At 37.1% G+C, this 12948-nt stretch carries 10 protein-coding genes; 1 reads left to right on the forward strand and 9 read right to left on the reverse strand.

The features are described from left to right. Positions 1-22 precede the first annotated feature (22 nt). The 4 genes from AC52RT_RS13915 to AC52RT_RS13930 form a co-directional block, all read right to left on the reverse strand. The gene (locus AC52RT_RS13915; RefSeq protein WP_495541299.1) at positions 23-1975 is read right to left on the reverse strand and encodes an FtsX-like permease family protein; all 1953 of its coding nucleotides are present in this window, start codon (positions 1973-1975) and stop codon (positions 23-25) included. Next, the gene (locus tag AC52RT_RS13920; RefSeq protein ID WP_495541300.1) at positions 1965-2726 is read right to left on the reverse strand and encodes an ABC transporter ATP-binding protein; all 762 of its coding nucleotides are present in this window, start codon (positions 2724-2726) and stop codon (positions 1965-1967) included. The genes AC52RT_RS13915 and AC52RT_RS13920 overlap by 11 nt, the downstream gene beginning before the upstream one ends. 100 nt (positions 2727-2826) lie before the next feature. Then, on the reverse strand, positions 2827-3831 hold the full coding sequence (locus AC52RT_RS13925; protein WP_495541301.1) for a sensor histidine kinase: 1005 nt from the start codon (positions 3829-3831) through the stop codon (positions 2827-2829). Next, entirely contained in the window at positions 3828-4517 is a 690-nt protein-coding gene (locus AC52RT_RS13930; RefSeq protein WP_495541302.1) for a response regulator transcription factor, read from the reverse strand. The genes AC52RT_RS13925 and AC52RT_RS13930 overlap by 4 nt, the downstream gene beginning before the upstream one ends. Positions 4518-4670: 153 nt before the next feature. Between AC52RT_RS13930 and AC52RT_RS13935 the strand changes: the two genes are divergently transcribed. Then, the gene (locus tag AC52RT_RS13935; protein WP_495541303.1) at positions 4671-4997 is read left to right on the forward strand and encodes a hypothetical protein; all 327 of its coding nucleotides are present in this window, start codon (positions 4671-4673) and stop codon (positions 4995-4997) included. A gap of 102 nt (positions 4998-5099) precedes the next feature. Here the strand turns inward: AC52RT_RS13935 and AC52RT_RS13940 are convergent, their stop codons facing one another. The 5 genes from AC52RT_RS13940 to adhE all read right to left on the reverse strand — a co-directional run bounded on the left by AC52RT_RS13940 (position 5100) and on the right by adhE (position 12929). Next, a complete protein-coding gene (locus tag AC52RT_RS13940; RefSeq protein ID WP_495541304.1) occupies positions 5100-6137 on the reverse strand; it encodes an acyltransferase family protein in 1038 nt (345 codons plus the stop codon). Positions 6138-6428: 291 nt separating this feature from the next. Next, on the reverse strand, positions 6429-6965 hold the full coding sequence (locus AC52RT_RS13945; protein ID WP_495541305.1) for a GDYXXLXY domain-containing protein: 537 nt from the start codon (positions 6963-6965) through the stop codon (positions 6429-6431). After that, entirely contained in the window at positions 6955-8013 is a 1059-nt protein-coding gene (locus tag AC52RT_RS13950; protein WP_495541306.1) for a DUF2157 domain-containing protein, read from the reverse strand. The genes AC52RT_RS13945 and AC52RT_RS13950 overlap by 11 nt, the downstream gene beginning before the upstream one ends. A gap of 278 nt (positions 8014-8291) precedes the next feature. Further along, a complete protein-coding gene (locus AC52RT_RS13955; RefSeq protein ID WP_495541307.1) occupies positions 8292-10025 on the reverse strand; it encodes a methyl-accepting chemotaxis protein in 1734 nt (577 codons plus the stop codon). Positions 10026-10325: 300 nt separating this feature from the next. After that, positions 10326-12929, reverse strand: a complete 2604-nt coding sequence (adhE, locus tag AC52RT_RS13960) for a bifunctional acetaldehyde-CoA/alcohol dehydrogenase (RefSeq protein WP_495541308.1) — start codon at positions 12927-12929, stop codon at positions 10326-10328. Positions 12930-12948: the final 19 nt, after the last annotated feature.

Below are 12948 nucleotides of genomic sequence, written 5' to 3' on the forward strand. Positions count from 1 at the left end.
TTTGGCTTGGAGCTTTTTTGATTTAGAGTGAATCTTTGATTACCTTTTTATAATGAAGAACAGAGAGGATGCCGAAAATGGAGTATAACCCTGTGTATAGGACCATAACAATAATCATCGGTGTCCACACCTCTGTACCAAATAAAAACCATCCTGATTGTACGGCGAAGTAACTATGAAGCAACCCGACGATAAGCGGAATCCCAAAGTTAAAGAGTTGTTTAAACTGGATACCTCTAATTAAATCACCTTGGGTAAACCCTAGCTTTCTCAGAATCGTGTAATTGCCCTTTTCTTCTTGGCTTTCGTCCATCTGTTTAAAATAAAGGATACATCCAGAGGTAATTAAGAAGGTTAATCCTAAAAATCCGACGATGAACATGATTAGACCCATACCCATTTTTGTGGCATTCTTCACTTGTAGTTGAGAAGAGCTGGCTGAATCTTCAATCGGAAGCTGAGAGAATAATTGATTTGCTTCTTCAAGTTTTTCTTTATCGTTAATATCAATCCCAATATAGGTATTGGAAGGTGGTTGATCTTCGGGATCACTATCTTTTTTCAAACGCTCGTATACCGTTGGGTCAACAATAATAACCACAGGGACATTAAAGTTTGTAAAATTAGAGGAAAGAAGGGTTTTATCTTTTAAACCGAGATAGGTCTGTGGAATGACTTCATTCTGACCTTTAAGTTCTATCATTCCGGAATCTTTAAATTGCATCAGCTCTTGAACCACACTGCTGTAACCGCTGAATAGGACTTCATTCTCAGTCACATCTACTCCTTTAATAGCTCGATCGCTAACGATTGGCAGGATTAACCTAGTTGGGTTAATGTCCAATGCTAATGGGCCCGCATTTGAATCCAATATCCCTTTTATATTGACAGATGCATTGATGACTTCAATTTCATGCGCTGTAAAATCAATATGGTTCATTGTGAATGTTTCTTTTGCCATGTCAGCATTCTGGACATTATCAAGAGAAAAATCTGAAGGTACATCAGATACAGCCAGTTTTTCAGCCGAGTAATAAGAGATATAGGTTAATGATAAAAGCCCAATGGCAAGAGCTGACACAGTCGTGATAATCGTTAACAATAAACTATTTGATTTCATTCGGAACATGATTGAAGAAAGAGAAAGCACTTCATTAATGGATAAATATCCGTTTTTATTTTTTCGGATAATATTAAAGATAAAGCTGACAGATCCTTTATAAAATAGGTAAGTACCGATAATAACAGAACCCAATATAAAACTCATAGCCATAAAAAAATCAGACGCCGCGGAGAAATTACTTGTAAATAATTGAGATGACACATAATAACCAGAAATAATGAAGAGGATGCCGACTATACCAATTGTTATTTCAACAAAGGAAACCTTCTTCACCTTTTCTTCAGTTTTTGCTTTTTCGTTAAATAACGATAAAATACTTTGTCTTTTAATAAATCTGTAATTCATGAGCATAATCAACAGATAGATAACCCCAAAAACGACCAATGTTTGACTAACTGCTTGAGATGAAAATTGAAAGGCCGCAATCGATTGAACACCTGTGACTTTAAATAAAATCATCAGAATTAATTTAGAACCAATTAATCCTCCAAAAATTCCAAGGATGACAGAACCGGAATAAAGAATAAAATTCTCTATGCTAAGAATCCGGAAGATTTTCCCCTTTGTCATTCCGATTAATTGGAATAAGCCGATTTCTTTACTTCGCCGTTTGATAAAGATGGTGTTCGCATATAAAAGAAATATGGAAACAATCGTGACAAGTAAATAAGAGGCAGCCCTGGCGGAAGCGCCGCCTTTGATTGTACCTTTTGCCTCATCCATGGAAGGGTCAAATTGTAGTGTAACAAAGGCGAAGTAAAGAGAGGTACTAAAGATTAGCGCAAAGACATAGAGCGTATAGTTTTTTAGGTTTTTTTTCAGATTTCGAAAAATGAGGTGATTAATGCTCATTTTGCACCCCTCCAAGTACGCCCTGAGTCTTTAAGATATCTTTAAAGAATGCCTGCCTTGTTTCTTCCCCTTTCATTAATTGGGTATAAATTTGCCCGTCCTTAATAAAAATGACTCGGCTGCAGTAACTAGCGGCGACAGGATCGTGAGTGACCATAAGGATGGTAGCTTTTCGTTTTTGATTTAACTCGCTCATTTTATTTAACAAATCTGTTGCGGATTTAGAATCTAATGCGCCAGTCGGTTCATCCGCGAAGATAATACTAGGTTTGTGAATAAAGGCGCGTGCCGCAGAGGTCCGCTGTTTTTGACCACCGGATATTTCACTTGGGTATTTATTACTTAACTCAAGGATTCCTAATTCCTTGGCAAGAGTATCAAAGAGCTGATTAGCTTCCTTCTTTGGCGTCTTGGTGATGGATAAGGGTAAAAGAATATTCTCTTTGACGGTCAATGTGTCTAATAGGTTGTATTCTTGAAAAATAAAACCAAGATGATTCTTACGAAACTCCGCTAATTTCTTTTCTTTCATACTGGTCATTTCTTTTCCTTCAATCATAATCGTTCCTGAGCTGATTTTATCGATGGAGGAAAGGACATTGAGCAAAGTTGTTTTTCCTGAACCGGAGGCCCCCATAATACTAACGAATTCCCCTTTTTGTATACTAAGGTCAATTCCCTTTAACACTTCTTGTTTATTGAATTTGTTTCCAAAACTTTTATGGATTTTCTGTGCATGTAAAATTGTCATCTGCCTTCACTCCTTTTCTTCTATGTCCTAAGTATAAAAGGGTTGGGAATTCTTTTCCTTCGATTGTCCGAACAAAATGGAAAAGCATGTGACAATTTTGTCACATGCTGGAGATATTCACAAATTCATTTTTTTTGGGAAAAGTAAGAGTGAAGGTTGTTCCTTCTTCAAGTGTTGATTGAACATCAATCCGAATTAAGAGGGACTTTGCTGCTTTATGGGTTAAATACAGACCCATACCAGTTGCGGCTGAGTCTCGATGAATGCTAGTTGAGGTAAAGCCTTTTTCAAAAATACGTGGTAAATCTTTTGGATTAATTCCGCATCCATAATCCTTCACCTCAAGTATCGTATGGTCATCATGTTGAAAGCTCGTCAGTACAATGTCAGACGCTTCACTGTATTTAATAGAGTTGGTTAAAAGCTGTCTAATGATAAAAGCCAGCCATTTCGCATCACTAAGCACTTCAGTTGTAGTTAAGTTAAGATCAAAACCGATCCCTTTTTGAATACACCATGACTGAAGCATTTTTATCTCGTCATAGATAATCGTTTCCAAGCTAAGTCGATCAATATGCAAATCATTTTCAATAAACAATACCCTTCTATTATGAAGCTGCTGATCCAGCAGAAGGTGAATCCGCAGCCATTCATAGGTTAAATGAGTTTTGAGAGATCCTTTTTCTAAGCGGTCAATCATTAAACGCATAGCCGTTAACGGTGTCTTCACTTCATGAATCCAAGCCAGTAAGTCATCTTTCTCTTGGTCTAGATTTGTTTGACTTTTTGACATTAAGTCTCCCAGTAATTCGGATTGACTGTTAATACTTTCTTCGATGATCTTTTCAAAGGGACTCCCAGGTTCAGGAATATTGGTTAAATCAAGATTGTTTTCTCGATCTTCTAAGGCTTTATAAAATAGTGTTTCTTTTTTATAACGTATGAATAGAAAGAGGAAAAACATGAGTGTGGTTAAAAAAACAATATAGAGAACAGCTGTTAATGGAATGGCTGAATCAAGATAAGTAACAAAAAGGATGGAAAGCTGGAGAAATAGGAAAAAGAGAATCCAGCTGACTCTTTCCAGCAAGTATTTCCTTATCATCGCTCTGCCTCTTCAACCGCCATATACCCTTGTCCAACCTTTGTTTCAATAAAACGACCTAAATTGATATCATCCAATTTTTTTCGTAATCGATTAACATTAACCGTGAGGGTATTATCACTGACAAAGCGTTTATCGTCCCATAAACTATTCATTAAATCATCTCGACTAACAATTTTATTTTTCTGATCTATTAATTTTTTTAAGATGAACATTTCATTCTTCGTTAACTCAATAGAGGTCGTATCCGTTGTGACTAGATTACTTTCGTAATGCACAGCAGCGCCGCACCAAGTCTTCAGTTCTATTTTTTCTGTATTGTAGTTGTAAACACGACGAAGGATGGCTTGAATCCTAGCAATAAGCACATCAAAATGAAAAGGCTTCTGGATAAAATCATCCGCCCCCAGCTGCATAGACATAACAATATCGGTGGGATGATCCCGTGACGATAAAAAGATAATCGGAACATTGGAATGAGCACGAATCATCCGGCACCAATGAAATCCATCGAACTTGGGCAGCTGAATATCAATAATGACAAGGTCAGGTTTACACTCGGTAAATTCTTGAATCACTTTATTAAAATCATGTATACCAAACACTTCATAGGACCATTGCGTTAATCGTTCTTCAATCTCATTAAAAAGAGTCGTATCATCTTCAATTAATAAAAGTTTAAACAAACTATTCACCACCGTTTACCGCTTTCCTAAAGTATAGCCTAAAACCCTTTTCTGTTCTACAAAGGAATAAATGGAATAATTTAACGAATATCTGTTTAGTTTTTCTGTAAAATGGATAAATATGAAATATATTACTGAGAGCGAGGGGATAGTTTGATCGTTTGGAGAGGCTTTGGTATTTTCAGTATACTCATTGCGGCTGCTTTTGGTTTGTTATTTAGTTGGATTCTTCCCATGGCAGGTGCAGACACCTTTCATAAAGATACTCCTTTTGTCTTTTCGCTATTTATATCAGGCATCATCGTCTGGTTTTTGGGTAAGAAACTGAACCGTGACTCTGACAAGATTCTTGTCGATCAAGAGACAGGTACTCAGTATAAGGCAGGTATTCGTCATAGTCTCCTCTTTATTCCGATGCAGTTTTGGGGACCGATCTTTATGATAGGCAGTATCTATATGCTAGTGAAAATTTTAGTCTAGTTGATATGAAATAGTGAAATGAACGGAATAAAGTTTTTTTAAAAAAAGAGGACCTCGGTCATTGTACCGAAGTCCTCTTGGTGTGTATATGTTGTGCATAATTCAGGCAGCTTTTACTGTGTCACCTGTTTGTTTTAATTTTGGAGATAATTTTTTTATGTGTCCAACGATCATCGAACCAAATGGTAATAATGAAATCAATTTAATGATGGTTATACTTATAACGAGACCCATCAAAAACAAGGCGAGGACTCGGGTGCTGGTGTGGTTGAACCATGTAACCGTATAGGGCGCAAGGTGCCTTAGTATTTGCCAGTGCAGCAGGTAAATTCCAAAAGAATAGTTGCTAATGAATTGAATGACACGGAAATTAGGAATGAGTTGTCCCCAGGCCAAGATTACTGCAGTAAATGACAAGACAACAGGGAATAAATCCAACCTTAATGAATTGATTCGTGCATTTCCTGATTCAAATGAAAAGTAGAAGTAGAGGACAGATAAAGCAGCCAGAATGAGAGTGAACCACTTATAGGATAATAATTCCATCTGTAACTTCTTATAGTGTTTCCCAATGATAAAAGCAAGTGTAAAGTAGCCAAACCATGCAGTGAACGGTAATTTCATAAGTCCTTGATGTTCATTCACAAAAGGAATATTCATTTTCATAAAACCTAAATGAACAGCCATTGTGAGAAGACTCACCGGCAGTAACCACTTCATTGATGGTTTAAAACGAACAACTAGATAATGTAAAACGTAAAATTGAAAAATAATGAAAATGAAATACCCTATAAAGGTACCCATTACAATGTTATTGAAGATTTTAAGTTCAAGGAAGACGTTAGGGTTAAAGTACTTAGCATTAAAACCATCGATAATGGCAAATGATACAAAGGGCAGAAAAATGAACTTTAATCGTTTTTGCCAAAATTGATTTGGTAATCTATCTGGATAGCGGTTTGCCAAGATTATTTCGGATAAGACAATGAAGGTTGGTGTGGCGAAACATAATAGGGCCCGAAACACATCATAATAATCAATGTCTGGATGTCCTGCATGTCTTGAATTTAAGGTTGTACTGTGTAAAAAAACGATACATAAACAGGCAATTACTCTTAGGAGATTCCATTCTTTAATCACGGGATATAGTTAACCTTTCCTGTTGTGTTTTTTAAAAATATTCATATATTAAAATAACAGATATTTTAAGGGAAGACAATAAAAATTAAAACATACTGAAAAGAGACTATGAAAGTACTAATGTTGTTTAGAGTATGGAAGAACAGGGATATGTGTGTCTGAAACCAGCAGATTCTGCTAAATATAATGGAGTATTAAGGAGTCATTGTCAGTAAAAAAAATTATTGTATGAAAGTCACGAAAAAAAGACTGTCTAGGAGTTCCATGACAGCCGAAAAAAGTGAATCCCTCTTACTTAAAAGAAATTGTCATTAATATTGCATTTCCATTTTTAACTTTTACTATAGCTACAGGTGCATGACCAGCAGCGGCTGCTTCCATTTCTTTTGCTTTGTCCGAAGGCGCATAAAAATTGTCTAAGCCATATTTAATTTGGAGTGATGAACTTGTTGTGTCGTAGGGGATGTGTAGACGTCCTTTTAGATAGGTTCCTTTAAGCGGCTTTTCTTTTGTTACTAAAGCTACTTCGTAAAGGTCTGCGTTGTTTTGATGCAACTGTACATATACGTTTTTGTAATTTCCTCTATTTTTGTTTGTTAGTAATGAACGGGTAGAATCATCGAGCAAACTGCTATCCACCGATTCTATTTCATATTGTAGATTGACATAGCTTCCACGAAACAAATCGGTTGGATCGACTGGAACGGTTTTTAAATGTATCTCATCACCGGTTACTGTTGTCCATACGTGAGGGGCGGCTAAAAACAAGAGAATTAAGACAGGTACGGAAAAGACTATAAGCGGACGAAGAAAACGATTATTTTTCAATAGTTTCCCTCCTTTTTTTTCGCTGCTTTTCAAAGAAGAAGCCAAAGCCTAGAAGAATAATTCCGCCAATCATGAAGGTGAAGGATGTTGGCAGGAACTCTAAGGAGTTTAGATAGTATCTGAAGATCAATGTACAAATTATTACAATACTAGTTAAACTGCCTCTTTGAATAAGGTAAAGAAGAAAGATGAAATAGAAAAGAGAAAACCAGATACCGAAGTCAAAGGTTAAGATAATAGCCGTGATTCCGTGAAGTATATGTCCTTGGATTTGAGTGATTTTTTCTGCTCTTAAAGGAAGCGGGAGGTATACGAGAAGGATACCCAGGATAAATAATAGGGACGGGATGATGGTGGCTGAATAATCAGGTGAGAATTTTGGAACAAATTCTAGAAGGAATAACACAAAGGTGTTAATGGATAAGGCATTGATGAAAAAGATAAGAATAACAGGGTAGGCAGATCCTCTGAGTAAAACATATAATGTTGGTAAAAACAGTAGAATAGCAAGCGGATAAGATTTTTCATCAAGAAACATACTGCCATTGATATAGATAAAAAGCAGGAAAGAGGTAAATATTAAAATTGCTGCATCTTTTAAATACCAGCCAATAACGATTGTCCCAATTGCCCATAATAAAAACGAATGGTTAAAGTTAATACTAATGTTAAACATTTGTTCTATTAGAAAAATCCCAGCTCCAAATACTAAGATACCAATATAATGAAGGCTTCTTGCGGTTTTAGGAAATTCCCTCGTAACAAAAACCCCGGCCGTATTGACCAATATCAGAAACAGAATGATGATAAACAGCTTAACTGATTTAGTTAGATACATCCAATTGCTTGCCACAAACGTTAAAACGCCTAAACCAATTAGAAGAGCTCCAATTGCTGCTAGTACGGTAATGAATTGGACATTTTTGACCTCATAGATTGATAAAATCCTATCTGATTCCTTATCCACAATAAACTGTTCTTTTTCAAGGTACTTTAGTTCATGTTCAAGAAAGTCATATTGTTTTTTTGTGATCTGTTTTTTATTCAAATTACCAACTCCTTCCTATCATCCTATTATACATAAGCAATTTGAAAAGTTACTAGTAGAAATATAAATCTCCAGTCCCCCGCTCATTCCAATTATGGCATTGGGTGAATAGTTTTGTTGGTTTGCAGTCTGTCGAAATAGAAGCGTAGAACGTAAGGTCGTCATCTTAATCGCATCTGGATCAGCCTTTTAGTTACATTCTAGAGGCTGCCATTGAATTAACGTCATAAAGGGATCTTCGAATAGAAGACCCCTTTTATAACAGCTAGCCCTAAATTTTAAACTTTAAATATTGCTACAGAAGCATTTAGTTTTTCTGATAAGCTTGCTAATGATTGCGATGTTGCAGCAGTTTCTTCACTAGCTGCTGCTGCTTCTTCACTAGCTGCTGCGATACTTTCGATTGACCTCATCGCATCAACTGAGTGTACGGACTGCTGCTCACTTGCAGAAGCAATACTTTCAATAGACTTCATCACTGCTTTTGATTGTTCAGACTGCTTTTGACTAGCTAACTCAATTTCGGCTGTTTTATTTGAAGCATGCACAACCATCCTTGCAATCGACTCGAAGGCTTCACCCGTTTTAATAGAGTTATCCACCCCATATTGCACGGCCGAAACACTGCTTTTAGTGCTGGCTTGAATGCCTTGTATAATGTCATGTATTTCCTTAGTTGATTCTCTACTTTTCTCTGCTAAACTCTTCACTTCATTTGCCACAACAGCAAAACCTTTGCCCTGTTCTCCTGCACGTGCGGCCTCAATCGCTGCATTTAATGCTAAAAGATTCGTCTGGTTAGATATATCTTCAATAACCTTTATAATTTCCCCGATTTTACTAGTATCCTGTTCAAGGATAGACATCTGCTCTCTTACTGTGGTCATACCATCAATGGAGTGTTTAACAATATCACGGCCATTCTGAGATTCAATAGATAGAGACTGTCCAATGACTGCAGTTTCTTGAGCTGTTTTAGCCACTGTATCAATGACGGTGTTTAACTCTTTAAATAAGCTAAACATTGTTTGTGCATCGTTCGCTTGAACATCAGCACTATTTGAAATTTCTGTAAATAACTGAGTGATTATTTGAGCATCATTCGCCTGAGTTGAAGCACTACTTGCCACTTCTTCAGTTGTAGCTGATATTTCTTGGGCTGACGCGGCAACATTCTCTGCTGATTGTGAAATACTACTGATTGTTTTTCTAAGGCTCGTGGTCATCGCTTGAATGGATTTAGCTAACTCGCCTACTTCATCTTTAGAGTCGATCGCAGTTGTCACCGTAAAGTCACCTTCAGCTACTTTACCAACTAGACCAACTACCTCTCTAAGTGGTCTTACAATCAGTTGAGAAATTAGATATCCCAAACCAATGCTGAATAAGAATGAAATGATTAATACAATAGTTGTAGTGGTCCTAGTAGAAACATATGCTTCTTTTGAGTCAGTGTTTGATTTTTCAGCCTTCTCGACATTGAAGTCACTCAAGTCTTTTATAAAATTTTCAACTTTATCTCCTTTTGCTTTGAATTCAGGAACGATTGCTTGATAACCTTTCAAATCATTTGCATACCCTAATTTTATTGTTTCGTCTAGGATAGTGTAATAGTCAGTAAAAGCCAAGTCTAGGTCTTTAAGTATCTTTTTTTCTTCGTCTATAAGATAACTACTTGAATACAACATTACGTCAGATTCAATTTCCTTTTGAATTTCTCTTATCATTGCTTGATACTCATCCTTAGCTTCAGGCCTTTTTGCGACAAAAACTAAATCGCGTATGTTTACACGTATACGCTGATAATTGGTTTCGACCCTACCTAATGTGCTTATCGGAATGACACGCTCAGTATACATGAAATCAAGTCGATCATTAGATTTCTTCATGTTATCCATCCCGTAAATCCCAACTATTCCTATAATAATAGCCATTACTACAAAGGCGCTTATTAACTTCACCGATGTCTTCAAATTTTTAAACCAATTCATTTTAAAATCCTCTACTTTCATACTATGTATTTATCTCAGGTGACTTCACAAAACATTTGAAACTCCTTGGGGAAAAATCTAACGTAAGGGAAATACTACTTATGGATGAGGAAATACTTTTGTATCTCTACTTTTTGTTAGAAAAAGAATCCTATGCTCTCCTTGGGTGACAAGTCTGATAATGTACATAGTTATATCGGCTATGGTTGAAGATTTTAAATCAATTAGATTTGACCATATTTGGTAAAAAAATACTTATTACATATATTTATAGAAAAAAGAGCCAAGGATGATCATCCCTGACTCTTTTTTCTATAAATATTAGACGCCTTTAAAGGCTAGACGATAAACCTCGGCTAATTCGGTTACGAGGGGAAGCTTCGGATTAGCCGTTGTGCACTGATCTTCAAATGCCCGATCTGCTAAGTATTCAACCTTGCTTTCGAAATCAGCCAGATCGACACCATTCTGTTCAATACTCATCGGAATATTCATCTCTTTGGCTAACTTTATGATCGCCTGTATAAGACTTTCTACTCCTTCTTCTGTTGTGCGTGCAGGAAGCCCGAGCATCATGGCTATTTCTGCATAACGCTTGTCAGCAATGAAGTGGTTATATTTCGGGAACGCTGTGAATTTTGTTGGTTTTGTCGCATTATAACGAATAACATGCGGTAATAAAATCGCATTAGCCCGTCCATGGGCGATATGAAATTCAGGTCCAAGCTTGTGGGCAAGACTATGATTAATACCTAAGAATGCATTAGCAAAGGCCATGCCGGCAATTGTAGAAGCATTATGCACTTTCTCCCGTGCTAATTCGTCGCTTCCATCTTTGTAGGCTTTAGGCAGATAGTCAAAGATAAGCTGGATGGCTTTTATCGCCAGTCCGTCCGTATAATCATTTGCCATACAAGATACATAGGATTCAATGGCGTGTGTTAGAACATCCATACCAGTATCAGCGGTAATGACCTTAGGAACCGTCATGACAAACTGTGGGTCAATGATTGCGACATCAGGTGTCAGCTCGTAATCTGCTAATGGGTATTTAATATTGGCATCTTTGTCTGTAATAACCGCGAAAGAGGTAACTTCAGAACCCGTACCAGATGTTGTCGGAATCGCAACGAATTGAGCGTTAACACCTAGTTTCGGATACTTTACAATCCGTTTACGAATATCTAGGAACTTTTGTTTAATACCGAAGAATTCTATTCCAGGGTATTCAAAGAATAGCTGCATTCCCTTAGCTGCATCCATCACTGATCCACCACCAAGAGCAATGATGACATCAGGTTGGAATTTATCCATCATTTCTGCGCCTTTTTCAACAGTCTCCAGAGATGGATCTGGTTCCACTTCTGAAAAAATCTGGCAGTGGATATAATCTGGACGTTTTCTTAGGTAATAAAGAACTTTATCTACGTACCCTAACTCTATCATTGCGGGATCAGTAACGATCAAAGCCTTAGTGATATTCGGCATTTTGGCAAGGTACTGGACAGAGTTTTTTTCGAAATAAATTTTGGAAGGGACCTTAAACCATTGCATATTGTTATTCCTTCGCGCTACCTTTTTTATATTAATTAAGTTTATCGCACCAACATTTGTTGACACCGAATTACCTCCATACGTACCGCAGCCAAGTGTAAGTGAAGGCATATAGGCATTGTAAAGGTCACCAATTGCACCTTGTGAAGAAGGAGCATTAACGATAATCCTTCCGGCTTTCATTCGTAAACCAAATTCCTTAATGACACGGTCATTTGTAGTATGAATAACGGCTGAGTGACCTGTTCCGCCAAACATTAGCATTTCCTCTGAACGTGTTAAGCCTTCTTCCAAGCTATTAACCTTGTAACAGGCAAGTACTGGACTTAATTTTTCCCGTGATAAAGGAAATTGCGGTCCAACTCCTTCTAATTCGGCAATCAAGATTTTTGTATGCTCTGGTACTGTCACACCAGCCATTTCAGCAATTTTGTAAGCGGGCATACCGACAATGGCTGCATTAACTGCACAGGTTTGTTCATTAATGACTAACGTTTCAACTTTTTGTCGTTCTTCTGGAGTAAGAAAGTGGCAGTTATTTGATGTTAGTTCTTGTTTGACCTCAGAAAAAATTTCTTTATCGATAATTACCGCTTGTTCTGACGCACAAATCATCCCATTATCGAACGTTTTGGATAGAATTAAATCATTTACTGCTTGAAGAACGTTTGCCGTTTTTTCAATATAACAAGGAACATTACCAGGACCAACTCCAAGAGCAGGTTTTCCAGAACTGTAAGCAGATTTGACCATTCCTGAACCGCCGGTTGCTAAGATTAATGAAATCTTCGGATGGTTCATAAGCCCTTGAGTAGCGTCAATTGACGGTTTTTCAATCCACTGAATACAATTCTTAGGCGCTCCTGCTTTAACCGCAGCATCCCGAAGGATTCTGGCAGCTTCACTACTGCTCTTCTGTGCAGAGGGATGGAAGGCAAAGATAATCGGATTCCTGGTTTTGATGGAGATTAAAGCCTTAAACATCGTTGTTGAAGTAGGATTAGTGACAGGTGTAACGCCAGCAATGACGCCTACTGGTTCGGCAATTTCGATTATTCCTTCATTCGTATTTTCGTTGATAATTCCGACCGTTTTATCGTATTTAATATTATGGTATACAAACTCGGTAGCGAACATATTCTTGATAATTTTATCTTCATAAACGCCTCTTTTAGTTTCCTCAAAAGCCATTTTGGCAAGTTGCATATGCTGATCCATACCTGCAAGAGCCATTTCTTTAACTACATCATCAATCATTTCCTGAGTAAAATGACTGAACTCTTTCAGAGCGGATAATCCGTTAGCGACTAATTCATCAATCATAGGGGTGACAGGTTGTTTTTCCTGAATGACATTTAATTTAGTTGACATGGTAACCCTCCATTCCAAG

It is taken from the genome of Peribacillus sp. (assembly GCF_059453735.1).

Excerpts from the sequence above, each read along its gene's own strand:
- AC52RT_RS13915 (WP_495541299.1), bottom strand. The coding sequence starts at position 1,975 with ATGAGCATTAATCACCTCATTTTTCGAAATCTGAAAAAAAACCTAAAA.
- AC52RT_RS13920 (WP_495541300.1), bottom strand. The coding sequence starts at position 2,726 with ATGACAATTTTACATGCACAGAAAATCCATAAAAGTTTTGGAAACAAA.
- AC52RT_RS13925 (WP_495541301.1), bottom strand. The coding sequence starts at position 3,831 with ATGATAAGGAAATACTTGCTGGAAAGAGTCAGCTGGATTCTCTTTTTC.
- AC52RT_RS13955 (WP_495541307.1), bottom strand. The coding sequence starts at position 10,025 with ATGAAAGTAGAGGATTTTAAAATGAATTGGTTTAAAAATTTGAAGACA.
- adhE (WP_495541308.1), bottom strand. The coding sequence starts at position 12,929 with ATGTCAACTAAATTAAATGTCATTCAGGAAAAACAACCTGTCACCCCT.